The 24,770-nt window shown below is 69.0% G+C and carries 26 protein-coding genes; 8 read left to right on the top strand and 18 right to left on the bottom strand.

Features of this window, described 5'->3' with window-relative positions:
• Nucleotides 1–9: 9 nt before the first annotated feature.
• Nucleotides 10–1,119, bottom strand: coding sequence for an o-succinylbenzoate synthase (gene menC, locus ACLJPX_RS03875; RefSeq protein ID WP_410598752.1), 1,110 nt, complete (start codon nt 1,117–1,119; stop codon nt 10–12).
• Nucleotides 1,116–1,982: a hypothetical protein gene (locus ACLJPX_RS03870; protein ID WP_410598751.1), complete on the bottom strand. Its 867-nt coding sequence runs from the start codon at nt 1,980–1,982 to the stop codon at nt 1,116–1,118. The genes menC and ACLJPX_RS03870 overlap by 4 nt, the downstream gene beginning before the upstream one ends.
• Nucleotides 1,983–2,075: 93 nt before the next feature.
• Here ACLJPX_RS03870 and ACLJPX_RS03865 point away from each other — a divergent pair, with 93 nt between their 5' ends.
• Nucleotides 2,076–3,686, top strand: a complete 1,611-nt coding sequence (locus tag ACLJPX_RS03865) for a helix-turn-helix domain-containing protein (protein WP_410598750.1) — start codon at nt 2,076–2,078, stop codon at nt 3,684–3,686.
• A gap of 3 nt (nt 3,687–3,689) precedes the next feature.
• Here the strand turns inward: ACLJPX_RS03865 and ACLJPX_RS03860 are convergent, their stop codons facing one another.
• From ACLJPX_RS03860 to ACLJPX_RS03825, 8 genes are all read right to left on the bottom strand, one after another.
• A complete protein-coding gene (locus tag ACLJPX_RS03860; RefSeq protein ID WP_410598749.1) occupies nt 3,690–5,273 on the bottom strand; it encodes an N-acyl-D-amino-acid deacylase family protein in 1,584 nt (527 codons plus the stop codon).
• 70 nt (nt 5,274–5,343) lie between these two features.
• Nucleotides 5,344–6,342 carry an ABC transporter ATP-binding protein gene (locus ACLJPX_RS03855; protein WP_410598748.1) on the bottom strand — a complete coding sequence of 333 codons (999 nt, stop codon included), beginning with the start codon at nt 6,340–6,342 and terminating at the stop codon, nt 5,344–5,346.
• Complete coding sequence (locus ACLJPX_RS03850) at nt 6,339–7,307, bottom strand: ABC transporter ATP-binding protein (RefSeq protein ID WP_410598747.1); 969 nt, start codon at nt 7,305–7,307, stop codon at nt 6,339–6,341. The genes ACLJPX_RS03855 and ACLJPX_RS03850 overlap by 4 nt, the downstream gene beginning before the upstream one ends.
• Complete coding sequence (locus ACLJPX_RS03845; RefSeq protein WP_410598746.1) at nt 7,304–8,239, bottom strand: ABC transporter permease; 936 nt, start codon at nt 8,237–8,239, stop codon at nt 7,304–7,306. Before ACLJPX_RS03845 ends, ACLJPX_RS03850 begins: the two co-directional genes overlap by 4 nt.
• Nucleotides 8,236–9,201 (bottom strand): ABC transporter permease, encoded by a 966-nt coding sequence (locus ACLJPX_RS03840; protein ID WP_410598745.1) that lies wholly within the window; start codon nt 9,199–9,201, stop codon nt 8,236–8,238. The genes ACLJPX_RS03845 and ACLJPX_RS03840 overlap by 4 nt, the downstream gene beginning before the upstream one ends.
• A 3-nt stretch (nt 9,202–9,204) precedes the next feature.
• The gene (locus tag ACLJPX_RS03835; RefSeq protein ID WP_101607520.1) at nt 9,205–10,845 is read right to left on the bottom strand and encodes an ABC transporter substrate-binding protein; all 1,641 of its coding nucleotides are present in this window, start codon (nt 10,843–10,845) and stop codon (nt 9,205–9,207) included.
• 9 nt (nt 10,846–10,854) lie between these two features.
• The gene (locus ACLJPX_RS03830) at nt 10,855–12,195 is read right to left on the bottom strand and encodes a serine hydrolase domain-containing protein (RefSeq protein ID WP_410598744.1); all 1,341 of its coding nucleotides are present in this window, start codon (nt 12,193–12,195) and stop codon (nt 10,855–10,857) included.
• 243 nt (nt 12,196–12,438) lie between these two features.
• Nucleotides 12,439–12,804, bottom strand: a complete 366-nt coding sequence (locus ACLJPX_RS03825) for a VOC family protein (protein WP_410598743.1) — start codon at nt 12,802–12,804, stop codon at nt 12,439–12,441.
• Between the two features lie 236 nt (nt 12,805–13,040).
• Here ACLJPX_RS03825 and ACLJPX_RS03820 point away from each other — a divergent pair, with 236 nt between their 5' ends.
• From ACLJPX_RS03820 to ACLJPX_RS03810, 3 genes are all read left to right on the top strand, one after another.
• Nucleotides 13,041–13,454: a hypothetical protein gene (locus tag ACLJPX_RS03820; RefSeq protein WP_410598742.1), complete on the top strand. Its 414-nt coding sequence runs from the start codon at nt 13,041–13,043 to the stop codon at nt 13,452–13,454.
• A gap of 100 nt (nt 13,455–13,554) precedes the next feature.
• On the top strand, nt 13,555–14,232 hold the full coding sequence (locus tag ACLJPX_RS03815; RefSeq protein ID WP_410598741.1) for a DsbA family protein: 678 nt from the start codon (nt 13,555–13,557) through the stop codon (nt 14,230–14,232).
• A complete protein-coding gene (locus ACLJPX_RS03810) occupies nt 14,229–14,786 on the top strand; it encodes a vitamin K epoxide reductase family protein (protein WP_410598740.1) in 558 nt (185 codons plus the stop codon). Before ACLJPX_RS03815 ends, ACLJPX_RS03810 begins: the two co-directional genes overlap by 4 nt.
• A gap of 45 nt (nt 14,787–14,831) precedes the next feature.
• On the opposite strand, the gene ACLJPX_RS03805 is transcribed toward ACLJPX_RS03810, so the two are convergent.
• The 3 genes from ACLJPX_RS03805 to ACLJPX_RS03795 are packed head-to-tail and all read right to left on the bottom strand — an operon-like array spanning nt 14,832 to nt 17,551.
• On the bottom strand, nt 14,832–16,058 hold the full coding sequence (locus ACLJPX_RS03805) for an MDR family MFS transporter (protein ID WP_410598739.1): 1,227 nt from the start codon (nt 16,056–16,058) through the stop codon (nt 14,832–14,834).
• Nucleotides 16,055–17,152: a PLP-dependent cysteine synthase family protein gene (locus ACLJPX_RS03800; RefSeq protein ID WP_410598738.1), complete on the bottom strand. Its 1,098-nt coding sequence runs from the start codon at nt 17,150–17,152 to the stop codon at nt 16,055–16,057. The genes ACLJPX_RS03805 and ACLJPX_RS03800 overlap by 4 nt, the downstream gene beginning before the upstream one ends.
• Nucleotides 17,153–17,206: 54 nt before the next feature.
• Nucleotides 17,207–17,551, bottom strand: a complete 345-nt coding sequence (locus ACLJPX_RS03795; protein WP_410598737.1) for a hypothetical protein — start codon at nt 17,549–17,551, stop codon at nt 17,207–17,209.
• 143 nt (nt 17,552–17,694) lie between these two features.
• Between ACLJPX_RS03795 and ACLJPX_RS03790 the strand changes: the two genes are divergently transcribed.
• The 4 genes from ACLJPX_RS03790 (at nt 17,695) to ACLJPX_RS03775 (ending at nt 21,496) form a co-directional block, all read left to right on the top strand.
• Complete coding sequence (locus tag ACLJPX_RS03790) at nt 17,695–18,747, top strand: NlpC/P60 family protein (protein ID WP_410598736.1); 1,053 nt, start codon at nt 17,695–17,697, stop codon at nt 18,745–18,747.
• Between the two features lie 37 nt (nt 18,748–18,784).
• A complete protein-coding gene (locus tag ACLJPX_RS03785; RefSeq protein WP_101607512.1) occupies nt 18,785–19,144 on the top strand; it encodes a BlaI/MecI/CopY family transcriptional regulator in 360 nt (119 codons plus the stop codon).
• Nucleotides 19,141–20,058: a M56 family metallopeptidase gene (locus ACLJPX_RS03780; RefSeq protein WP_410598735.1), complete on the top strand. Its 918-nt coding sequence runs from the start codon at nt 19,141–19,143 to the stop codon at nt 20,056–20,058. The genes ACLJPX_RS03785 and ACLJPX_RS03780 overlap by 4 nt, the downstream gene beginning before the upstream one ends.
• Nucleotides 20,059–20,401: 343 nt before the next feature.
• Nucleotides 20,402–21,496: a S1 family peptidase gene (locus ACLJPX_RS03775; RefSeq protein ID WP_410598734.1), complete on the top strand. Its 1,095-nt coding sequence runs from the start codon at nt 20,402–20,404 to the stop codon at nt 21,494–21,496.
• Here ACLJPX_RS03775 and ACLJPX_RS03770 read toward each other — a convergent pair.
• The 5 genes from ACLJPX_RS03770 to ACLJPX_RS03750 all read right to left on the bottom strand — a co-directional run bounded on the left by ACLJPX_RS03770 (nt 21,469) and on the right by ACLJPX_RS03750 (nt 24,660).
• The gene (locus ACLJPX_RS03770; protein ID WP_410598733.1) at nt 21,469–21,879 is read right to left on the bottom strand and encodes a hypothetical protein; all 411 of its coding nucleotides are present in this window, start codon (nt 21,877–21,879) and stop codon (nt 21,469–21,471) included. The genes ACLJPX_RS03775 and ACLJPX_RS03770 overlap by 28 nt on opposite strands.
• Before the next feature lie 84 nt (nt 21,880–21,963).
• Entirely contained in the window at nt 21,964–23,094 is a 1,131-nt protein-coding gene (locus ACLJPX_RS03765) for a VanZ family protein (RefSeq protein ID WP_410598732.1), read from the bottom strand.
• Nucleotides 23,087–23,392, bottom strand: coding sequence for a hypothetical protein (locus tag ACLJPX_RS03760; protein ID WP_410598731.1), 306 nt, complete (start codon nt 23,390–23,392; stop codon nt 23,087–23,089). The genes ACLJPX_RS03765 and ACLJPX_RS03760 overlap by 8 nt, the downstream gene beginning before the upstream one ends.
• Before the next feature lie 96 nt (nt 23,393–23,488).
• Nucleotides 23,489–23,737, bottom strand: coding sequence for a hypothetical protein (locus tag ACLJPX_RS03755; protein ID WP_410598730.1), 249 nt, complete (start codon nt 23,735–23,737; stop codon nt 23,489–23,491).
• Nucleotides 23,734–24,660, bottom strand: a complete 927-nt coding sequence (locus ACLJPX_RS03750) for a MurR/RpiR family transcriptional regulator (RefSeq protein ID WP_410598729.1) — start codon at nt 24,658–24,660, stop codon at nt 23,734–23,736. Before ACLJPX_RS03750 ends, ACLJPX_RS03755 begins: the two co-directional genes overlap by 4 nt.
• Nucleotides 24,661–24,770 lie beyond the last annotated feature (110 nt).

The following is a 24,770-nucleotide window of genomic DNA, read 5'->3' as shown; positions in this document are numbered from 1 at the left end:
TGTCTCCTTTCACAGTGGGTACAACTTCCGCGTCGTGACGGCGTAGCGATCGAGCACCGCCGGTAGCACGGTCACTCCGCTGCCCGGACCGTCCGGAACGGACAGTGAGCCGCCGTCGAGCCGGAACGCTTCGGTGAGATCCTCGGCGTAGTAGCGGCTGGAGGCGGAGATGTCGTTCGGCAGCACGAATCCAGGTAGCGCGGCGAGCGCGAGATTCTGCGCGCGGCCGATCCCGGTCTCGAGCATTCCGCCGCACCAGACGGGGATCCCTTGCGCCACACAGATATCGTGGATCCGGCGGGCCTCGAGGTAGCCCCCGACCCGGCTGGGCTTGATGTTGACGATGCGGCAGGCGCCCAGCGCGATCGCGGTGGCGGCGTCGCGCGCGGAGTGGATCGACTCGTCGAGGCAGAGGGGTGTGCGCAGCAGCTTCGCCAGCTCGGCGTGGCCGCGCAAATCGTCCTCCGCGAGCGGTTGTTCGATCTGGACCAGGCCGAAGTCGTCGAGGCGGCGCAGGTGTTCGGCGTCGGTGAGCGAGTAGGCGGTGTTCGCGTCGACCTGCAACGCGGTGCCGTCACCGAACTCTCGGCGGACGGCGCGGACGGGCTCGAGGTCCCAGCCCGGTTCGATCTTGAGTTTGATCCGGACGTAGCCCTGCTCCAGATAGCCGGACACCGTTTCCAGCAGGTCCGCGATCGTGTCCGTGATCCCCACGGACACCCCCGCGGCGACGCGGTCGCGCACCGCGCCGAGGTAGGTCGCCAGCGGCATCGCGTGGGCACGGCATTCGGCATCGAGGATCGCGGTTTCGAGCAGTGCCTTGGCCATCGGGTTGCCTTTGACCGGGGCCATCGCACCGGCGATCCGGGCGGCGGTCGGCCGGTCCAGTGCGGTGACCCTCGGCACGAGGTGATCGGCGAGGACACGTTCGGCCCCGGCGGCGAACTCCGCGCTGTACATCGGTTCGGGATCTCCCCCGAACTCCGCCCAGCCTTCGGCGGCGTCGGTCACCACGTGCAGCAGCAGGGTGCGCCGCTCGGTGTCGATCCCGCACGAAGTCCTGAAAGGACGGACGAGGGGAAGGCGGACCTCGATGAGTTCGACGAGCTCGATCTTCACGGCTGCTCCGTTCTGGTCAGGCGGTACCAGCCGGCCCTGCTGAAGCCGGTCACGGTGAAACCCGCGTCGAAGGCCGGGAGCAGGACACCGCGGACCGCTTCCCGCCATTCGGCCGCGAGTTCCCTGTCCTCGCGGCGGGTGGCGACGATGTCGGCGGGAACCCGGCACCAGTGACCGTTTTCGTCGCGGGCGCTGAGCGCCCTGCCGTCCGGCGCGCGGGCCGCGTCGACTTCGACGCTCCCGAAGTCGGGCCCGATGACGTGATCCGGCCGCGGCTCGGCGAGTGACCAGACGGCGGTGAGCCGATCGGTCTCGTCGTGCCCGTTGACACCGTCGTCGATGTGGCCGAAGAAGTTCACCCGGTATTCGCCGGCGGTCGCGCCGAGTTTGGCCAGGTTGAAGTGGGCGTTGCGGCTCACCAGCGGATCGAAGGTCCAGATCATGGCGGTCGCGCCGTGGTCGAGCGCCCACACCCGCTGCGCCTGTTTGAGGGCGAAACCCACTCCGCGATCACTCGTGCGCGCGGCGGCGATCATCGAGTAGACGGCTCGGGAAGCGGGTCGGCAGAACAAGAGCACGGAGGCCGCGATGACCTCGTCTCCGTCGCTGGAGTAGTGCACGGCGCCGCCGGCGTGCGCGAAGGCGCGCAACGCGTCGACCCCGAGTGGTGGCTGATGTTCGGGTGTCTGCCATACCCCGGCGAGGAAACGCGAAACCGCCTCGACCGTGGCGAGGTCTTCGGCCAGCCGGATCCGGACACCCGCACGGGTCGCGGCACGCGCGGCGACTTCGACGGCACTCGCCCGGGCCGCCGTGGGTACTGTCGTCGGGGCGGCCCGCGGCGCCCTGCCTGGAAGGTGCATGCTGACAGCCTCACGTCCACACTGGCCACCCGCCTACGAGCGCCGGTCCAGAGAATTCGTGAATGTTTTGTGCGACCGGCTAAAGAGGTGAACATGCTCGACACTGAGGAACCGGACCTCGGACAGGTCCTCGAGGCACTGGGCGCTTCCCTGGTCCGGCCGTTGACCGCGCTGCCGGACCGGCCGGTCCCGGTCTCGAGCGTGCTCATCCACGAGCGGCGTTCCCCGCTGCCTCCGGTGAAGGGCGCGATCCTGCTCGCCGTCGGGGTGGGCACGGCCGAACCCCAGGCGAAAGACCTTGTCGAAGCCGCGGCCGAGGCCGGTCACGCGTGCGTGGTGGTGAAGAGTTTCGGCGAGCCGGTCGCGGAACTGGCCGAAGCCGCACAGCGGTCCGGTCTCGTTCTGCTCGCCGCCGACGAAGCCGTGGCATGGCACCATCTCGACGCCATGATCTCCTCGGCCCTCGCCTCCGCGGCGCGGGCCACGCAAGGCACCGGCAGCCCGGCCGTCGGCGATCTTTTCGCACTGGCCAACGCGATCGCGGGCATGGTCGGCGGGGCGACCACGATCGAGGATCCGTACCGGCGCATCCTTTCCTACTCGACGCTGCCCGGTCAGGGCATCGACGAGGGCCGCCGCCAGGGCATTCTCGGCCTCCAGGTGCCGGACGCCCCGGACCATTACGACGAGCAGTACCAGGCGCTCACCCAGACTCGGCGCACCTGCCGGTTCCCGCCCATTCCCGGCGGTCTCCCCCGCCTCGGGGTCGCGGTGCGCGCCGGAAACGAGGTACTTGGTTCGATCTGGGTCGTCGACGCGGAGAACGGTCTCGATCAGGCCGCCGAGCAGGCCCTCTTCGACGCCGCGGACATCGCCGCGCTGCATCTGCTCGCGGCCCGGACCGCGGACGACGCCGTCCGGCGCCGTCGCGCGGACCTGGTGCGGCGGCTGCTCGCCGACCCGGGCAGTGTCACCGTCGTGGCCCCGCAACTCGGCCTGGACCCGAACGCCGGGGTGGCGGTGGCCGCGTTCGCGATCGGTCCCGAAGACGCCGACGAGGTGCTCGCGGTCCACGCGGCCACCCGGCTCGCCGACCTCGTGAGCCTGCATTGCGAGGCCCACTACGGCAAACACGGCTGCGCGCTGATCGACGGCACGGTCTACGCGCTGTTGCCGGGCGGGCCGGGGCCGAACGCGCACCGCGATCTCGTCGCCGGGATAGCCCGGCGAGCGCACGGCGCGCTGCGGGTGCGGGTCCAAGCGGGTCTCGGTTCGCTGGTCCCCGACCTCCGCTCGATCGCGAACTCGCGCGCCGACGCGGACCTGGTCCTCCGTGCGCTCACCGAACGGCCGGGCGAGCCGGAGGCCTGTCAGGTGGCCTCGATCGACGAGGTGTGGGCAGGCGCGACGTTGTCCGCTCTGGCCCAGATCCTCGTCGCGCACGAGGCGCTGCCCCGCAGGCTCGGGCCGTCGATCCGGGCCCACGACCTCGAGCACGGCACGACCTACGCGTCCACCCTCCTCGCCTACCTGGACTCCAACAGCGACACCGCGGCCGCGTCCAGCCTGCTTTCCGTGCACCCGAACACGATCCGGTACCGGCTGTCCCGCGCCGAGGAGATCTTCGGCTTCGATCTCGCCGACCCGGACGAGCGTCTGGTGCTGTGGCTGCGGTTGCGGCTGGGCGATCAGCTCGGCTGGTGAGCGTCACCGGCGCCGTCGGAGCGCCCGTCCGGCGAGCGTCCCGGTCGGCTTGCCGTCCTGGAACGCGATACGGCCGTTGACCAGGACATGGCGCATGCCGTCGGCGTACCGGTGCGGCTCGAGGTAGGTGGCGTTGTCCTGGACCTCTTCGGGCACGAAGACCGTCAGATCCGCGAAAGCCCCGGGGCGGACCACGCCGCGATCGGCCAGCCTGAGGTTCTCCGCGGGCAGGCTCGTCATGCACCGCACGGCTTGTTCGAGGGTCAGCACTCCCTCACGGACGTAGCGTCCGGCCACGCGGGCGAAAGCGCCGTACGTGCGGGGATGGATGGAGGTGTCGGTGAACGGCGGCTCCGCGGCGAGGGCCTCCGAGTCCGTGCACACCGACACCCACGGGAACCGGAGCGCGCGCAGGACGTGTGCCTCGGACGAGGTGAACTCGGCCACCAGGAGCTTCGGATGCGCGGCGACGATGTCGAGCAGGGTGTCGAGAGGGTCGCTGTCGCCCCAGGTGGCGCTGACCTCGGCGAGTGTCCTGCCTTTGAGGTCTCCGTCGCCGAGCAGGAGGATCCCGTCCGCGCCGCCCGATCCGAGGTACAGGTTGTCCCAGTCCGTCCCGGGGCTGCCGATGGCCGTCTTGATCGCGGCCCTGGTCTCCCCGTCCGCGATCCGGGCGGCCAGTTCGCCGTGGCCGCCCTCGTGGAACTTCGGCGGGATGAACGCCGAAAGGAACGTGGATCCCGCCTCGTACGGGTAGACGTCCGCGGTCACCTGGATCCCGGCCGTTCTCGCCTCCTCCACCCGTTCGTACACGCTGTTCATCGCGGGCCAGTTCTCGCGGCCGGACGCCTTCAGGTGGTAGATCTCCGCCCGGGCGGAGGACTCCCTCGCGATCCGGATGAGTTCGTCGACGGACTCCAGGAGCCTGTCGGACTCGCCCCTGATGTGGGAGATGTAGAGCGCGTCGTGCCGGGCGAGGACCCGCGCGTACGCGATCAGTTCCTCGGTGGAGGCATAGCTTCCCGGCGAATAGATCAACGCGGATCCCACGCCGAGGGCTCCGTCGGCGAGCTCGGAGTCGAGCAGCTCGCAGGCGGCGGCCAGTTCGTCGTCGGTCAGCGGCCGGTCCTCGTTGCCGGCGAAGGGCATCCGCAGGTTCTCCGCGCCGACGAAGCTGCCGACGTTCATGCCGACCCCGGCCTTCTCGAGGTCGCCGAGGAATTCACTGAGGCGGGGCCAGCTCGTCCGGACGCCGTACTGCTGCGGCTCGCCGCCGACGATGTCGGCCATCTTGCCGGTGACCGGTCCCAGCGACCGTCCCTCGCCGAAGATCTCCGTGGTGATCCCCTGGTACAGATCGGAAAGGCCCCGGGGGTCCAGTTGCAGGGTTTCGTAGCCGTGGCTGAGGACGTTGATGAACCCCGGCGCGACCACGCAGCCCTCGGCGTCCAGCACCGGGCAGCCGGAGTCGGGAAGCTCTCCGACGGCTTCGATGCGATCTCCGGCGATCGCGACGTCGGCGCGACGGGCGGGGGCTCCCGTGCCGTCGACGACCGAACCTCCCCGGATGACGAGTTCTGGAGGCACTGTGTGTCCTTTCTCGAGTGGGCCTCGTGAGTGGTAAGGACGGTTAGAACCGTCCTTACCACTCACGAGATCAGGCGTGCAGGCAAGCGACTTCGTGGCCGGAATCCGCGTCCTCCGGTCCGGCCCGCAGTGCCGGATCCGAGACCTCGCAGTCGTTTTCGCCGACCGGGCAGCGGGAACGGAACCGGCATCCCGGCGGGATGTCGACCGGATCCGGGGTCTCGCCGGTGAGCAACCGCGGCTTCGTCCGCTCCCCCGGCTCCCGTTTGGGCACGGCGGACAGCAATGCCTTGGTGTAGGGATGTTTGGGGTGGTGGACCACGTCGTGGGCGCGTCCCTGTTCGACGATCCTGCCGAGGTACATCACGACGATCCGGTCGGCGAAATGCGCGGCCGTGGACAGGTCGTGGGTGATCATCAGGATCCCCGTGTCCCGGTCCTTGCGGAGGGTGTCCAGCAAGGTGAGCACCCCGGCGCGGACGGAGACGTCCAGCATCGAAACCGGTTCGTCGGCCAGCAGGACGTCGGGATCGAGGACGAGTGCGGCGGCGATGGCGACCCGTTGCCGCTGGCCACCGGAGAGCTCGTGCGGGTAGCGGTCGAGGAAGGCCTTGGCAGGCGCGAGTCCACTGCGTTCGAGGGACTCCTCGATCAAGGTGGCGCGCGCCTCCTTGGAATCACCGATGCCGTGGATCAGCATCGGTTCCTCCAGGATGTCCCGGACCCGGCACAACGGATCCAGTGACTCGTACGGATCCTGGTAGATCATCTGGACCCGGCGGCGGACGGGTCGTTTCGCGCGCTCGGAAAGCCCGCTGATCTCCGCGCCGTCGAGCCGGACCGATCCGGCCGTCGGCCGGACGAGCCCGCAGATCGCCGAGGCGGTGGTGGACTTCCCGCAGCCGGACTCGCCGACGACGGCCACCATCTCGCCGCGGCCGAGGCGGAAACTGACGCCGTCCACCGCGTGCACGACGCTTCGGGGACGTCTGGCCAGCGCCTGGACGACGCCGCGCCGCACCGGGTAGTGGATCGCGAGGTCCTCGACCTCGAGCAGGGCCTGATTCATCGTGACTCCACCGGTTCTTCGTTGCGGAAACAGGCGGCGCGATGGCCGGGCCCGGCGGTGCGCAGCAACGGATGCTCGCCGCCACAACGGTCCATCGGCACGTCACACCGGGGCCGGAAGGCACAGCCGGTGATCTCGGCGTCCAGCCTCGGCGGCGCGCCGGGAATGGAGACGAGCGGTTCCCGCCCGTACAGATCCGGCGTGGCCGCGAACAACAGCCGGGTGTACGGATGCCGGGAGGCCGACGTGAGCTCGTCCGCCGGACCGTCCTCGACCATCTTCCCGGCGTACATCACCGCGGCCCGGTGACAGAACTGCGTCACCACCGGCAGATCGTGGGTGACCAGGACCAGCGCCATGCCGAGTTCGTCGGTCAGCCGGGTCAGCAGTTCGAGGATCTGCGCCTGGACCATCACGTCCAGCGCCGTCGTCGGTTCGTCGGCGAGCAGGATCTTCGGCTCGCACGCCAGCGCCATCGCGATGGAGAGCCGCTGGCGCATGCCACCGGAGAACTCGTGCGGATAGCGATTCGCGGACGCGGCGGGGATGCCGACGAGTTCGAGCAGTTCCCGGACCCGTTCGCGGGCCCGCTTCCCTCGGGCGACGCCGTGGTGGGCCATCGGTTCGGCGATCTGCCAGCCCACCGTCTTGACCGGGTTGAGCGCGTTCATCGCGCCCTGGAACACCATCGCGATGTCCCGCCAGCGGTGGCCGCGGACCGAATCCTCGCCGTCGGCCAGGATGTCCGTGCCGTCGATCCGGACCTGGCCGGCGACCGACGCGGTCGCCGGGAGCAGTCCCATCAACGCCAGGATGGTGGTGGTCTTCCCGCAGCCGGACTCTCCGACGAGGCCGAACCGCTCGCTGGGCTCGAGCGCGAAACTCACGCCGTCGACCGGGTGGACCTGGCCGCCGTGCGGCAGATCGAACCAGACGTGCAGATCGCTGACTTCCAACACGCTCATCGGGCGTTCGCCCCCTTCGCGACGAGGGCACGCAGACGCCAGCGCCGCCCCGAGAGATGCGAGACCTTGAGCCGGGGGTTCAGCGCGTCTTCGATGGCCCGCCCGAGCAGGAAGCAGCCGATGCTCACCGCGGCGATGACGAAACCGTCGGGCACGATCGCCCACCAGGCACCGGAACTGATCGCGGTCCGCGCGAACGCGTGTTCCAGGATCGTGCCCCAGGTCGTGACGCTGGGATCCTGCAGGCCGAGGAAGGCCAGCGAGGTCTCCAGGTAGATCGCCGCCGAAACGGTCAGCACGGTGTTGGCGATCAGCAGCGGTCCGACATGGGGAAGGATGTGCCGGACGATCACCCGGCCGTTGCTCGCGCCGAGTCCTCTCGCGCGTTTGACATAAGCCCGTTCGCGCAACGACATCACCTCGGCGCGGACGATCCGGGCGGTGGAAGTCCATTGCAGCAGGCCGATCACCAGGATCACGTGGAACAGGCTCGGCCCCCACACCGCGGCGATCACCATCGCCAGCACCAGATCGGGCAGGACCAGCAGGACGTCGGTGACGCGCATCAGGACGGTGTCGGGCCAGCCCCCGAAGTAGCCCGCCACGATGGCGACCGTGCCGCCGATCGCCATCGAGACCAGGGTCGCGGTGAACGCGACGACGAGCGAGGTCTGCCCGCCGTGCATGAGCAGGGAAACCATGTCGACGCCGCCGTCGTCGCAGCCGAGCCAATGCCGCGCGGACGGGGGTTCGAAGACGGCGCAACTGCTCTCGACCGCGCTGTACGGCGAAAGATAGGGCGCGAGAATCGAGACCAGCACGAAGAGCGCGATGAGCGCCAGCCCGACCGCCGCGGATTTGTGGTCACGCAGCACTTTGCGGAAGATCCCAGCCCGGCTGTTGGCCCCGGTGTCACCGATGCGGACGCTCATGCGCTCACCCTTCGGTCGAGTCGGAAACAGACCAGATCGGCGACGAAGTTCAGCAGGATCACCGAGACGGTCAGGATCAGGAAAGCGCCCTGGATCATCGGGTAGTCCCGCTGGCCGATCGCGGTGAAGGTGGCCATGCCGAGGCCCGGCCAGCTGAAGATCACCTCGACCAGCACCGCGCCACCCACCACGTAGCCGAGGTCGAGCGCGACCATGGTGACGATCGGCAGCAGGGCGTTGCGGACGGCGTGACGCCAGACGACCCGGCGGGCGGGAATCCCCTTCGCCCGCGCTGTCAGCACGTAGTCCTCGCCGAGTGTCTCCAGCACCGAGGACCGGACGACCAGCGTGTAGCCGCCGTACGCGGTGAGGATCATGGTCGCCGCGGGCAGGACCAGGTGACCGCCCACGTCCGCCGCGTGCTGCCAGAACGGCGGGCTCTCGAACAGGAACTGGTCCGACATCCCGCCCGCCGGCAGGACCCCGGCGAAGAGGATGAGCAGGACGAGGCCGAGCCACTGCGCGGGGAACGAATAGACCAGGGTCGCCACGCCGGTGTTGAGGTGGTCGAGCGGGGAGGATCGTCGCCAGGCCGACATGACGCCGGAGAGGATCCCGATGACGATCGCTCCCAGCGTGCCGACACCGGCCAGCACCACCGTGTTCTCGAGGTCGTCCAGCAGGAGGTGGCTCACGGATTCCTGATAGGTGAAGGAAACCCCGAGATCACCGTGCAGCAGGTTCTTCAGGTAGATGAGGTATTGGTCCCATTTGGGCTTGTCCAGGCCGAACCGGACCATCAGGGCGTGCTGCAGCTCCGGGGTGGAATGGGGCACCTTGGCCAGATTGCTCACCGCGTCGCCGGGCAGCACCCGGAACAGGAAGAAATTGCCGGTGATCGCGAGGAAGATCGTCACCAGGGAAAAGATCCCGCGGCGCAGTACGTACTCCAGGACGCGCATGGCTCAGCCCGCCCGTCGCACGGAAAGAAGCGGGATCTTCGACTCCGAGGAGAACGAGTTGCCGCCCACCTGCGGGAGATCGACCCACTCCCGGGAATGCGCCTCGATCGAATCGGGATAGGCGATCACCAGCAGCACCCGCTCGCGGGCGGCGAGCCGCTGCATCTCGTCGACGATCCCGTGCCGTTCGGCGGGCGTCATCGCCGCACCCTGCCGCGCGTACAGGTCGTCCCATTCCTCGCTGCAGTACCCGGTGTCGTTGAGGATCCCCCAGCTTTGACAGGTCAGGTAGTTGAGCGTGTCGTCGGGATCGCCCGTGCCGCCGCTCCAGCCCCACATGGTCATCGCGAAGTCCTGGGACTCGTTGGCCATCACCGCCTCGTTGGCCGCCGCGTTGTCCAGCAGCTTCGCGGTGAGGCGCACGCCGATCTTCGCGAAGTCGGACCGGATGATCTGGAACGAGCGCAGGCCCGCGCCGCCGTACGTGTCCTCCGGCAGGATGACCGGGTAGTCCATCGGGTGGCCGTTCGCGATCCGGGTCCCGTCCGGGCCCCGCCGGTAGCCGGCCTGGTCGAGCAGCCGGTTCGCGGCGCCGAGGTCGAACGGGGTCGGCTGGAGCGAGCGGTCGGCCCAGTTCGCGGTACCCGGCGGGATGATCGACGCCCCGGGGCGGCCGTGTCCGAGCAACGAGGTCTCGACGATCTGCGCGCGGTTGATCGTGTGGTCGAAGGCCTGGCGCAGCAACGGGTCGGCCAGCTCCCGGTGCTCGGGTCGCTGCTTCGGGTTCGCGTTGACGGTGATGCTCTCGAATCTCAGTCCCGGCGAGGAGATGACCTCGAACCCCGCGGACTCGAGATTGGCGACCGAAGTGGACGGTACCGTCCGGACGGCGTCGAGCTGGCGGCTCTTCAGTGCCGTGATCATCGCGTCGTCGGAGCTGAAGAACTGGATCCCGAAACCCGCGATATGCGGTTTCGGTCCGTAATAGGCCGGATTGCGTTTGAACAGGGCGACCTGCTTGGGCACGTGCCGGACGAGGACGAACGGACCACCGGAGACGACCGGGGCGTTGTTCGGGAAGGTGGTCAGCGCCTCCCCGTCGCCGCCTGCGTACTCGCGCCAGACGTGCTCGGGCAGGATCGGCACGCTCATGAGCCGGTTGAGCACGTTCGCGACGGGACGGGAATACCGCAGTACCAAGGTGTTCGGGTCGGGCGTGCTCGCTTCGTCCAAATCGGACACATAGTTGGCGAGGCCGGCGGTAGGCCCGTCCTTGAACGCGGCGATCGTGTTCAAGGTCCACGCCGCGTCGGCCGCCGTGAGCGGCTTGCCGTCCGACCAGGTGGCACCGGGATGCGTGCGGAAGGTCCAGGTCCGCCCGTCCTCCGAGGTGGTCCAGGTGCTCGCGAACTCGGCGACGAACCTGCCTTCCGGATCCAGCTGGACCAGCGTCGGATAGATCTGCTCGTACACCGCGAACGCCGTCGTCACCACGGAGACGAACGGGTTCATCGAGTCGATGGCCTGATCGGAGCCGAGGCGGTAGATGTCACCGTCGGCGGTTTGACTTCCGGCACGGGCGCAGGCGCTCAGGCCACTGCAGGCCAGGAGCACCGCGGCGAGTGCCGCTAACGCTTTTCTCATCGATTCCACCTACGGGGTGAACGTGCGGTACAGGGGACATCCGGAGTAGTCGGCGCGGATCGCGGCCCCGTCGATGACGACGTCGAAACGCAGCCGCTCGGGCGAACGCTCGTCGGATCCGACGCGGAAGGCACCGTCCGACAGGGGAACGAGCTGTTCCGGCTCGCCGCCGCAGACCGAGACCCACAGCTTGTCCCCGGATGTGTGGACGTGGAGATTCGACAGCCAGGGGTTGTGGCAGCGGTAATGCCCGACCAAGGCCGCCCATCGCTCCGGCGGGTTCTCCGCGGCTGGCGGTGGAGCAGGTTTCTTCAGCGGCGGCGTGAACTCGGGCGACGGCACACCGTCACGCTCCGCCCGCTCGGCCGCGACCAGGTGCACGGCCAAGTCCAGCCACGGTCCGACACCGTTGGCCAGGACGGCGGCCCCGATCCCCGCGTCGAGATCGCAGGCGATCGCCGCGTGGTAGCCGATCATCCCGCCGGTGTGCCAGGTGTGCGGACGGCCGTCGAGGTCACCGACCTGCATGCCGAGCCCGTACGCGCAGCCCGGGTAGTCCTCCTCGTCGAGGATGGCGGGCGTGAGCATCTCCCTCACCTGCCCCGTGTCCCTGCCGATCAGGAGCCGCAGCCAGGCCGTCATGTCTCTCGCCGTCGCCGCGACACAGCCGTCCGCGGTGGCGTTCTCGATCCAGGTCGCGGGGACGACGCCGTCTTCCCGGACGGGGTGACGGTCGTCGTAGCGCGGTTCGTACCCCACCGCCAGGCGCGACCGGAGGTCATGGGTGACCGCCGGTGCGGAGGTGTGCATCCCGAGTGAAGCGAGCAACTCGCCGAGAAGCTCGTGATAGGGCCGCCGGTGGACGGCCTCCAGCACGAGGCCGAGCGCCTTGTACCCGGCGTTCGAGTAGTGGAACCAGGTTCCCGGCGGCGTCGTCGCCTCCGTGTCCCGCAGCGCCCACACCTCGAAGGTGGCGTCCGGGGAGACGTCCGGACCGGCGATGATCCCCGCCGTATGCGTCATCAGGTGGCGGAGCGTGATCGGCTCGTGGCTCGATCGCACGGAGAACCACGGCAGGTAGGCCGTGACCGGGGAGTCCAGGTCGACGAGGCCCGCATCGCGGGCACGCAACAGCAGGACGCAGGTCATCCCCTTGGTGATCGACCCGATCTGGAAGAGCGTGTCCCCGGTGACCGGCGAACCGGCGGCCTGGTCGGCGTGACCGAACACTCCGGACGAGACGACTTCCTCGCGGTCGGTGACCGCCACGGACAGGCCCGTGGCGAACGACAGATCGCACAATGTCTTTCGGCAAACTTCGTCCGGCACGAAGGACGCGGCTGCGCTCATGCTGACTGGAACCTCCGGGACCTCGGCGTCCGATGGGGCGCCAGTATGTGTCCCGGCCGAAACAGAGCACTTTGGACGAGCCGCCAGAGATTCGGGCACGGCCTTGTGGGCCCGGCCATAGCAGCGTCGGACCGTCTACTGTGGACCCCGCCGACAGGATGACAAGGGCGACTAACCGTGAAGGCCTCCTTACCTACTCTCAGGGTAGGTAAGGAGGCCTTCACGGAAGTTCAGCGCTTCGACCTACTCAGCCGGAGGCCGGTAATTCGGGTTCTCCCAGACGAAGTTGATCTTATTGCCTTCCGGATCCGCGACATCGGACAACTTGATGAAGTCGTAGTCTTGGATGGGGCCGCATTTCACGCCCTGGGCGTCGAGAGTGCCGACGGTTTCATCGATGTCCTCGACACCGATCACCACGGAACCCTTCCCTGCGGCCTCCGGTGCGTGGGCGACCTGGATCCACGCGTTTTCGACGAGCTGCCATTCCGCGACGCCCTCCATGGGCTCGGCATCGGGGGCACGACCGATCCACTGCTTGTACCAAGCTACCGCGGCGGCATGATCAGAGACCGGGAGCACAGCGAGAACATTCTTGAACCTCGGCACGGAGGGTGGTCCTTTCAGTAGTTTCGGATTGCTCGTCACGCCACTGGCAGGCACTGTTCACGGATCGCGACCACTGTATAGCGGCCGGTCCATCCCGCAAGTGCGTCATGATCGCAGTCCGTGAAGGACGCCTTGAGGGACCCTGGGTCCCTCAAAGTTCCCCTCACGCGCCCTGGGCCGCGCGAAGGCCCCCGAACTCGCCGTGGCTTTACAAGGTCACCTTTATCCTGCTGTCCGTGCCCGGCGGAAAGACAGCGACGACGGCCGCGCGGCTTCTCGCCGTGCTGGCCGTGCTCACCGCTGTCGCCCTGCTGCAGAGCGCGCTGTGCAGTGACGGCGCCGCGGCGGCGGGCTCACCCTGCGCTCCCCTGTTCGCCGCCGAAACGACCCACGCCACGAACCCGGCGAACGAATGCGACCCGGCCACGTCCCACCTGAGCGCCGACCACGCCGCCTGGCTGGTCCCGGCCGAACCGCCGCACAACCACCTCGACGACGTCACGGGGATCGGCGCGGCGCTGCTGGCCGCTCTCCTCGTGCTCGTCCGGCGCAGCCGGCCCGCGACAGCGGGCGTGCCGCCGGGCACCCGGGCGTTCGAACGTCCAACGGCGACACCTCTTCTCGTCCAGCTCTGCGTTTCCCGCACCTGATCGGCAGCCCCGGTCGTGACAGGTTCGCCCTCACATCGAGGGCGGACCGGTCATGCCCCACGCCTTCAGTTGCCCGGATCCGAGCTAAGGACTCAGCAGAATGACCAAGAACGCCAAGGTTTCCCTGACGGTCGTGGCCGTCGTGATCGCGGTGGTGGCCGCGTTGCTCGTCTTCACCAGGCTGGGCGAGGACGCCCCGGCCGCGCAGGCAGGCGCCGACGGCGCGCCTCCCGCGGTACCCGCGTCGATCCTGGTCCGGCCGGACAGTCATCGTCTGTCCGATCCGGCCGGTGCCAAGGTGACCGTCGTGGAGTTCCTCGACCTGGAGTGCGAAGCGTGCGGCGCCGCGTATCCCGGCGTCGAGCGGCTGCGTGCCGAGTACGGCGACCGCGTCACCTTCGTGATGCGCTACTTCCCCATCCCCAGTCACCAGAACGCCGAGCTCGCCGCGCGGACCGTGGAGGCCGCGGGCAAGCAGGGCAAGCTCGAACCGATGTACCGCCTGATGTTCGAGAGGCAGTCGCAATGGGGCGACCAGCGGGTCTCCCACCGCGAGACCTTCCTCGGCTTCGCACGCGAGCTCGGCCTTGACCTGCCCGCGTTCGAGGCCGCGCTGGACGATCCGGTCACGCTCGGCCGGGTCGTGGCCGACCGCACCGACGGTGCGAACATCGGCGTCGAGGGCACGCCGACCTTCTTCGTCAACGGCGTCAAGTTCTCGGGGTCGCCGTCCTATCAGGCTCTCAAGGCCGTCATCGACGAGGAACTGGCGAAATGACGCCCTTCGCCACCCGGGTGACGCCGTGGGTGCTGCTGGCCGGCGGCGCCGTCGGCCTGGTGGCGGCGTTCGTGCTCACCATCGAGAAGATCAAGCTGCTCAAGGATTTCTCCTACATCCCGACCTGCAGTATCAATCCGGTCCTCAGCTGCGGATCGATCATGAAGACCCCGCAGGCGGACCTGTTCGGCTTTCCCAATCCGTTGCTGGGGATCGCCGGGTTCAGTGTGGTCGTGACGACCGGTGTCGCGGTGCTGGCCGGCGCACGGCTCCCTCGCTGGTACTGGCTGGGCCTGCAAGCGGGTTCTTTGCTCGGCGTCGTCTTCGTGCATTGGCTGATGTTCCAGAGTCTCTACGTCATCGGCGCGCTCTGCCCGTACTGCATGGTCGTCTGGGCGGTCACCATCGCCGTCTTCTGGTACACGACCCTGCACAACCTCCACAAAGGACGGATGGTCGTCCGCTACCACAGCGTGGTCCTCGTGGTCTGGTACGCGGTCATCGGCGCTGCGGTCCTGCAGGCCTTCTGGGACTACTGGAAGACGCTCGTCTGACACCGTCGCGAAGGCCACCGGCGTCCGGTGGCCTTCGCGACGGCACTACACCGAGACCAGGCGCCTGCCCCGGTCGAGAGCACGCAGCCCCACCGCACAGGCGACACCGAGCACCGTCAAGGCGAGCCAGGGGATCTCCGGCCAGCCCGCCCGGCGCGCGAGGTCGAAGACCGTACCGGTGAAGAGATTCCCGAGCAGAATGCCCACGCCGACGATCGTGTTGTAGAAGCCGTAGTGCGTGGCGACCAGCCGGTCACCCGACAGCCGGACGACGGTGTCCATCTCGAACGGGAAGACGACGACCGTGCCGACGGCCAGCAGCGCGGCGGAGACGAGCAGCCCCGCCCCGGCCGTGACCGGACCCGCCCTGGCGACCGTCAGCGGCGCGACGAACGCCACGGCCATGAACACCATCCCCAAGGCGAGACACGTGCCGGGCGACCACCGGTTCTTGAACCAGGCGGTGATCTTGAGCTGACCGGCGATCGCGAGACCGCCCGAGATCACGAACAGCCCGGCGATGAGCGCGGTGGCCGACGTCTCCGAGCCCGTGATCCGGCGCGCCTCCATCGGAAGTGCCAGATAGGTCTGGAAGGAGAGCACGTACGAGCCGATCATGACCAGCGCGAAGAGCAGGAAGGCGCGGTTCCCGGCGACGACCCGCCAATCCGCCCAGATCGACGACCGTTCCCCCTCGCTTTCGTGCGCGGGCAGCGCCCGCACCTGCACCACGGTCAAAACACCGAAGACCGCGGCGGCGACCAGGCAGGTCAGCCGGAAGTCGACGGCCGTCAACGCCAGCCCGACCACCGGGCCCGCGAGGATCCCGCCCTGGTAGAACACGTTGAACACCGAGAAGGCCTCCAGCCGCCGCTCCCCCGCGTCCACCGCCAGATAGGCGCGGACAGCCGGGTTGAACAGGGCTCCGGCGAAACCGGTGGCCGCGGACGCGACGATCAGCGACGGCAGCGAGGACGTCACGCTCAACAACGCGAAACCCGCCGTCCGCAGCACACATCCGGCGACGATGAGCGGTTTGTAGCCGAACCGGTCGGCGAGTGTGCCCCCGACCAGGAACATGCCCTGCTGCGAGAAGTTGCGGATGCCCAGCACCAGGCCCACGGCCCAGCCCGCCAGTCCCAGCGGGCCCGCGAGATAGCCGGCGAGGTACGGCATCAGCATGTAGAAACCGACGTTGATGGTGAACTGGTTGACCATCAGCACTTTGCTCGGCCGGTCGAAGGACCGGAATCGTGCCGGAAACCCCGTCACAGCGCGGGATCCACGATCGTGCGGCACCGGGTCCAGCGTTCCACCACCCGCTCGCCGGGATGGCCGACGACGTCCGGTTCCCCGGCCGGGACGACGTCGAGCAGGCCGTGCCCCGCGCAGTATTCGTCGTTGTAGACGGTGTCGAAGTAGCGCTGCGGGCCGTCCGGGAAGATCGCGGCGATCCGCACGTCCGGATCGTGCGTACGGGCCAGCCAGGCCGCTACGAGGGCGACCGCACCGACACTCCAGCCGCCGGTCGCGTATTGGGCGGCGGCGAGACGGCGGCAGGTCCAGACCGCTTCAGCGGGCGCCACCCAGTGGATCTCCGCGAAAGCGTCGTAATCGACGTTGCGCGGATGGATGCTCGAACCGAGCCCGCGCATCAGCCGCGTGGTGGCGGGTTGCCCGAAGATCGTCGACCCGACGGTGTCCACGCCGACCAGGCGCAGATGCGGGAAGTACCGCCGCAGCGCGCGGAAGGTCCCGGCGGAATGCCCGCCGGTGCCGACCGAGCACACCAGGACGTCGATCCGGCCCAGTTGCGCGGCCAGTTCGTCGGCCAAGGTCGCGTACGCGGCCACGTTGTCCGGGTTGTGGTACTGATCGGGGCACCAGGAGCCGGGCCGCTCCTCGAGCACCCGCTGGACGCGGTCCCGGCGCGCTTGCTGCCAGCCGCCCGCCGGATGGGGCTCGGTGACGAGGTCGACCCGGGTGCCGTGCGCGGTGAGCATGCGCCGCACGATGGGCTCCATCCCCGGATCGGTGACCAGGGTGACCGGATGGCCGTGGACGATCCCGGCCAGCGCCAGCCCGAGCCCGAGCGTCCCGCTGGTCGACTCGACGATCATCGCGCCGTCCGCCAGGTCGCCGCGGGCCTTGGCCGCTCCCACCATGTGCAACGCGGGGCGATCCTTCATGCCGCCGGGGTTGAAACCCTCCAGCTTGGCCCAGAAGCCCTTGCCGGAACCGGCGAGCCGTTCGTCGATCCACAGCACGGGCGTATTGCCGACGGCCAGCGCCGGGGACACGCAGCGCGCGGCGGTACTGAGGAGGCGGGAAGGCGCGAGAAGTTCATGAGGGAGGACAGCGTTCATCGAGGATTCGTCTTTCTGTGCTGTGCGAACAGGACCGGACCGGCGCGGGAACGGTCACGTCCGGGAGACGCACAGCTCGGTGAGTATCCGGGGGCCACTCCGGTCGAACGCGATCGACCGGGGGCGCTCCCTCACCGGGAACGAAAGGACGGGTGACGAGGCGAGCGGAGGCAGAGAATCCGGGGTGGACGGCGAGGCGGCGCTTCGCACCGCGACCGCGGCGAGCGGTCGGGAGTGCAGGTGTCCCTCGCTCGGCGGGCACGACGAATCGTGCGAGGCCGCCGCGACGACGGCCGTTTCGCCGGGCCCGTCGAGGCAGCCGTACGACTGCGTTCCCGCCACGACCAGCAGCAGCAAGGCCACCACGAGCCGACGAAGAGTAGCCGGAGAGACACTCACGGTTCCCACCGTAGCAAAGATCGACTCGAACTCCCATGACGCCTAGTACTAACTGACCTAGTAGGACTTCACCGGGCGCTCACACCGGTCCCCGTACTACTAAGCGCGATAGTTGAACTTGTGCGACAGGAGATTCGGCACCCGTGACACCCCACCGGCGTTCGCCGCGGCACCCCCTCGCCGCCACCGCCGCCCTCATGATTCTCGGCTTCGGCGCGCTCCCCGCGAGCGCGCAACCGGCACCGCCACCGGACGGCCAGGACCCGATGCGGCGCTACCAGGAACTCGGCGCGCAGGCGGCCAAGGCCGACGAGGATCTGCTGGAATCACAGGACCGATTGAAGGCCCGCGAGACCGAGCGCGACCAGGCGACGGCCGCCCTGGGCAGGGCCGACGGCGATCTCACGCGGGCGCAGTCGGCCATCGATCGCTTCCGGCCGCAGGTCGAGGCGATCGCCCGGTCCGCGATGAACGGCCACCAGCTCGGCAACGCCGTCCTCCTGCTCGACAGCGGCAGCAGGCAGGAGTTCCTCGACCGCTCGTCCGCACTGTCGGTACTGGCCGAAGAGAAGGCCAAGGCGTTGAACGGCCTGCGCGACGCGCTCGGTTCCGCGCAGGCCGCCCGCACCACCGCGGCGAACGCGCGGGAGACGGCCCAGCTCGCGGCGAACGATGCGACCGTGGCACTGGACCAGGTCCGCACCCGCAAAGAGGACCTCGACAGCCGGATCGTCGAGGTCAGGAACGCGCTCGGTGACCTGCCCGCGTCGGACAAGGCGAAACTCGGCAAGGTCCAGGACAAGGGCTCCTATCTCGGGCCGCCCGGCGCCGCCAACGACGCGCTCCAGGCGGCACTGTCCAAACGAGGCTCGGAATACCAGTGGGGCGCCACCGGACCGGGCGAGTTCGACTGTTCCGGTCTGACGTCGTGGGCGTACAAGCAGGCGGGCGTCTCGCTTCCGCGCACCAGCCGTCAGCAGTACACCGCGGGAAAGGCCGTCCCGCTGGACCGGCTCGTCCCCGGAGACCTCGTCTTCTACGACGACGGCACCGGCGATCCGGGAGCGATCCATCACGTCGGCATGTACGTCGGCAACGGCAAGATGGTCGACGCGCCGACCGAGGGTCAGCTGGTCGACGTCCGGTCGGTCAAGGGCGACGGGCATCTGATGGGCGCGCGGCGCATCGTCGGGTGACCGCGGCGCACGCAGTATCCTTCCGTGCGGAGGTGTCATGCAACGGCTGGGCGAGCTCGAAGCGTCGGTGATGGACGTGCTCTGGAATTCGGCGGAACCCTTGCGGGTCCGCCAGGTGCTCGAGGCGATCAACCGGGATCGCGAACTCGCCTACACCACGGTGATGACGGTGCTGGACAATCTGCACCGCAAGGAATGGGTCGTGCGCGAAATGGAGAATCGCGCTTACCGCTATCGCGCCGTGGCGACCCGGGAGGAAGCCACCGCGCAAAGCCTGCGCGAACTCCTCGACTCCTCGGAGGACCGGGAATCGGTGCTGCTGCATTTCGCGCGCTCGGTCACCGAAGAGGAGTCCGACATCCTGCGACGGGCGCTGCGACGGAAGCCCAAGCGATGATCCTGGCGGCGGTGCTCCTGTTCGGTGTCGCGGTGATCGGCTGGTGCTCGCCCCGGTTGCTCGGCAGGCTGACCGCCGGTGGGATCAGTCCCGGTACGGCGCTCGCGTGGTGGCTGCTGACCGCCCTCGGCGTGCTCGCCGGCACTCTCGGTGCCGTCCTTCTCCTCGTATTGCCGGACCACGGTCCCGCCGCGGCGATCACCCGGTTCCTCCACGACTGCTGGGCGGCGGTCGGGCACAGCGGCCTGCCCGGTCTCGATCCCCTCGTCGGCGGTTTCGCCGGGGCGGTCGTCGTGATCGCCGCCACCCGGCTCACCGTGACCTGGGCCCACCGCAGGAAACGCAGCACCCTGCTGCACCGGCGTCACCGGGACGCGCTCAGGCTGACAGGCACCCGTGACGAGCGGCCGATCGCGACGCTGTGGGTGCCCGACGAGCGGCCGATCGCCTACAGCCTCGGCGGCCGCGACGGCCTGATCGTCGCCAGCCGGGGCCTGGCGGGCAGGCTCACCTCCCGGGAACTGAACGCGGTACTGGAGCACGAACGCGCGCATCTGCGCGGAAGGCATCACCTGCTGGCCGGATGCGCCGAAACACTCGGCCGCACGTTGCGGTTCGTCCCGCTCATGCGCGAACTCCCCGGCGCGGTCCGCCTCCTCGTCGAACTGGCCGCCGACCGGGCGGCCGCGACCGGTCACGGACCGGAAACCGTGCGCTCGGCCCTGCTGTCGATCCACGCCTCGGAAGGCGGCGACACCGCGCTCCGCTTGCGATGGCTCGCCCGGCACCCCTGCGGTCCGTCCCGGTTGCCGGACCGGGTGCGGGCCGTCGCGGGCGGAACCCTCGCGTTGTTCGCCCCGCCCGCGCTCACCGTCGGCCTGATGTTCACGTCGGGACTCCTTTCCTGCTGGTGAACGAAAGAGACGCGTTCGTCACCAAGGAGGGCGAACGGGTTCAGCGCCGGACACAATCAGGTGATACGCCGTTCCCGTCGTTCGTCCCCTTTTCCCGAACGGGTGGCCGAGGGTCGCTTATTGTCGTGTTCGACTGGACGAACCGGGGACGGCAATTCGGGCAAGCTCCACTCACAAGAGTGAGCAATGCCGGGAAATCCCCGTTCCATTGAGCCGGTAAGGCGAATTGCCGGTGCAACTCAAATGGCGGCATTCGGCCGATAGCCCGTTGTCGTAACGTCGGACGAGAGGCGCTTCTCAGTACACACCCCGCAACGAATTCCGCAATCCCATGGAGGTTTTCGTGATCCGACGTCCTCTGCGCACCATGACCGCGGTGATAGGCGCCGCGGCAGCCGTCACCGCCTTCGCGACCCCGGCTTCGGCGGCGACACCGGTGCTGAACGAAACGGCGGGTCCGGCCACGCTGGCCGCCTCGCAGCAGAAGATCGGCGCTTCGCTCGGCGCCGCGTTCGCCGGCTCCTGGCTGGACACGACGACCGGTGAACTCGTCGTCGGCACCACCGACGCGAGCCGCTCGGCCACGATCCGTTCGGCGGGCGCGATCCCGAAGGTGATGAAGCACAGTTCCGCCGAACTGAAGAAGATCCAGTCCACATTGGACGACAGAACCGCCGGCCTTCCCGGCTCGGTCGCCGGCTGGTACGTCGACGCGCCCGCGAACGAGGTCGTGGTCGAGGTGGCCGGCGGCGATTCCGCCGGCCGGGCCTGGGCTGCGGCCACCGGGGTCCCGGTCCGGGTGGACCAGGTGAAGAGCGCGCCACGGCCGTTGTGGAGCGTGGTCGGCGGACAGGGTCTCTACTTCAACGGCGGCGCCTGTTCGGTCGGGTTCAACGCCCATGACGACGACGATCATTTCGTGATCACCGCGGGCCACTGCACCGAACTCGGCGGCACCGTGCACGGCGTCGACGGCACGATCGGCCCTGTCGCGAAGTCGTCCTTCCCCGGTAACGACTACGGGACCGTCAAGGTGACCCACTCCGACGTCTCGACCCCGCCCCGGGTCGACCGGTACGGGGACGGCACCGACGTGCGGATCGAAGGCTCCGAGGTCGTCGCCGTCGGCGGCCGCGTCTGCCGGTCCGGGATCACCACCAAGTGGCAGTGCGGGCGGGTCGAAGCGCTGGACCAGACGGTGAACTACGGCAACGGAAACATCGTGCGAGGCCTCACCCAGACCAGCGCCTGCGCCGAACCGGGCGACTCCGGCGGCTCGTACGTCAGCCGTCCGTCCTCGGGTTCCGGCACGAAGCTGGTGCAGGCACAGGGTATGACCTCGGGCGGCTCCGGCGACTGCGAAGAAGGCGGCACCACCTTCTTCCAGCCCGTCAAGGAGGTGCTCAATCGCTACGACCTGACCCTCGAAAGGGACTGATCACCGAAGAGGGGCGGCCGATGCGACGGCCGCCCCTTGATCTCCCCGGCGAGTTCGCGTGCTTCGCCGACCATCGTCTCGATTTCGGCCCATCGGCGGCGGATCCGCTCGTGATCGGTGACCAGCGTGCCGGAAACCATGCCCAGGAACAGGTTCGCGTCCGCCCCGATCTCCGCGAGCCGCAGGAAGGGACGGCGGTCCGCCGCTGTTCCCGCGCCGTGCGCCGCCGCCCATTCCCGGGCCCGCAGCCCGGCGTCGTGACAGGTGTCGACGAGGAAGGAACGGATCTCCTCCGGCCGGTCCCCCGGGCTCGCCGGCGGTTTCCCCATCAGCGGGAAAATGTTCCAAGCCACCGAGAGCAGGCAGTCGGCCACGTCATCCATCGACTCCACGTCCACCCGGGGAGTGTTCAGGCCCGCGCCTCCTGCCAGGCGGAATGACTCGCGTGAACGACAGGGTCGACCCGATCAGGTGAGTGGCGGTGTGGGGCCACCGCGCACGTCGACGACAGGCTCCCGGTCCGGGCTCTCGATTTCGCGCAGGTCGACGATCTCCAGTCCGGCGACCAGTCCGGACAGTCCTTTGTGGCCCAGAGGCCGGATCGCGAGGATGCCGCTGACGAAGAACAACAGGTTCGCCAGTGGCTCGAATCCGCTGTTGACCGCGGACGCCAGGGTGAGCAGCGTGAAGTAGCCGCCGGACCCGGCCAGGAATCGCACGATCATCCGCCACAGGGCGGGCTTCCCACCGTCCGGCCCGGCGGGCCGCAGCAACACGATCCGCTGGCCGAAGCTGGCGCCGTTGCCCGCGACGGGGATGACGAACAACAGGAGCACGGCGGGCAGCAGGGTGGTGGTCAGCGCCGCGACCACGGTGTTCGGGTCGCCCGCCACCAGGGTCGTCACGATCCCGATGGTGGTGCCGAGCAGCACGACCGAGACGAAGTCGACGGCCATCCCGAGCAGACGGCGGCGCGCGGTGACCGGTCGCGGCGTTCCCGGCGGCGCGGACGGCTCGTTGCCCGGCAGCAGCCGCAGCAACGGGGCGAGGCCGAAGCCGACGGCGGCGCCGAGGGTGTTGGTCAGCAGGTCGTCGACGTCGGCGAGCCGGTACGGGCAGTCGAACAGGAACCAGACCCCGGTGAGCTGGGTGCACTCGATGAACAGGGAGACCGCGAACCCGAGGGCCACGGTGACCGCGAAACCGCGCCGGAAGAGATGCCGGACGAACATGCCCAGCGGCACGAACAAGGCGACGTTGAAGACCGCCTGCTGGACCGCGGGATTGCGCAGGAACGCGCGCAGGCCCGCCCCGCTCTGTTCGCGGCGGATGTCGGCGACGAACTGGAACGGGCGCAGTTGCAGGTGACTCGTCGCGTGCTCGGCGCACCACGCCGCCGTCGTCTGCGGGATGGGGAGCAACGTGTACGTCCACAGTGACATGGCGTAGACCAGGAACCCGAACACCAGCAGGACCCGCCACAGCCCGAGTTCGCCGCGGCGCCGGTAGCTCGCCGCGATGTACGGGACGGCCAGAATGCCCGCGAGCACGAAACCCGCGAACACCGCGATGACCGCGGAGACGGTCGGATCAGTCACTCGCGGAAGCTAACAACGCTCGCTCCGGCGCACCCGTTACGCCACCTGGCCGGGTGACGGACTCGGCCGGAGCGAGGGCTCGCTGGTGCGCGAGCGCGGCGATGGCGAAGGTCAGGTGGACGACGACCCAATTGCGGTCTTCGTGGTGGATCCGCTGCAACAGGTCGAGAGTGGCGTCGCCGGGACTGCGCCCCTGACGGCAGGCGTCGATGTACGCCTGGGTCAGCTCGTCGACGTTCCGCCGGAACTCCGCGAAGGGGTCGGCGGAGTGGCTGTCGGTGCACAAATCCACGGTCACGTCACTCAGCGTTCCACAACGCGACACAAAGTTACGACTTGACGGTTCCGGAATCACTCACGTGAGGTAGTCCCGGGCTGATCTCTGTGCTCTGCGTCACGCCGACGCGAGCGAGGCGGGCATCCGGCGCTCCCGTTCGACCGTCTTCGCCCGGCGGGTGACCGGGAAGCGCTGGTCGAGTTCGACGAGCAGCGGGGTCGCCGCCATCAGCGCCAGCAGCGCGAGCCCGGCGTATGCGCCCAAAGTCGCGATGATCGTCATTTCGGCCTCCTCGATCCCCGTACCGCCTGTTCCGGCGGCCTGGAACCAGGATCGCTTCCCGGCGGGGTGCGGCGGATCGGTCATCCGGCGGAGGTGCCTCGACCGGTCGGCCTTTTCGGCACTGGTCTTTCGGCCGATCCCGGACGGCGATGCAGCAGATCGAACCGCGACCACATGGCTTCGGCCGCCTCGATGGATTCGCCGGTGCGAACGGGATCGACGGCGGCGAGCTGCGCGACGATGGCCTGCACCAGGCTCATCCCCGCGGTCAGCGACGGGAAGAAGGTCACGCCTTCGGCGGGCACCATCAGCACCTGCTCGACGGCGCCCGCCAGCGCGGGGCTGGCCGCGTCGGTGATGGCGAACGCGCGCGCTCCCCTCGCCTTCGCCTCGTCCGCGGCGAGCACCGTACTTTCGTACAGGCGCCAGAAACTGATCGCGATGAGCACGTCGTCGGCGGTGAGTTTGGCCGTGGCGTTGGCGAGTTCGGCGTCGCCCGCGGTGATCGCGTGGACGTCGTATCCGGCGAGCCGGGCGTTGTGCGCGAACGCGATCCCGACGGCGGCATAGCTGCCGTCGGCGATGACGAGCGTGCGGCGTGCGGCGGCGACGGCCTCGGCGACGTTGCGGATCTCGTCCTCGGTGACCCGCCGGTTGAGCAGGGCGAGGCTGTCGAGGTCGCGGCGCAGCGACGCCGAGCCCGGCGAGTCCACGTCCCGGTGTTCCTCGGCCACCTGCGGCGCGCTCAGCGACGACATGTACCGCGCCCGCAACTCCTGTTGCAGCGCGGGCCAGCCGGCGAAACCGAGCGCCTGCGCGGTGCGGGTGACGGTGGCGACGTTGACCCCGGCGAGCTGGGCGAGCTCGGCCGTCGACCCGAACGACGCCCGGCGCGGTTGCGAGACCAGCACTTCGAGCACGGCGGCCGACTTCGGCCGCAGGCCGCGTTCCGGCGTCCGATCCCGAAGCCACGCCTCGAAACCGTCACCGGTTCCCGTCTCTGTCACACACACCCTCCCTCGACCGCGCCACGGTAACGCATCGTGCCCGTCGAACCACCTGCAACAACCATTGCAGTTTTACGGAAACGCAGTATACGTTGTCCGCACTCCTCGTC

The organism is Amycolatopsis sp. lyj-90 (genome assembly GCF_046549035.1).
Classification (GTDB): Bacteria; Actinomycetota; Actinomycetes; order Mycobacteriales; family Pseudonocardiaceae; genus Amycolatopsis.
Note: the sequence above shows the minus strand (reverse complement) of the source record. Positions and strands in the feature narration are given on the sequence as shown.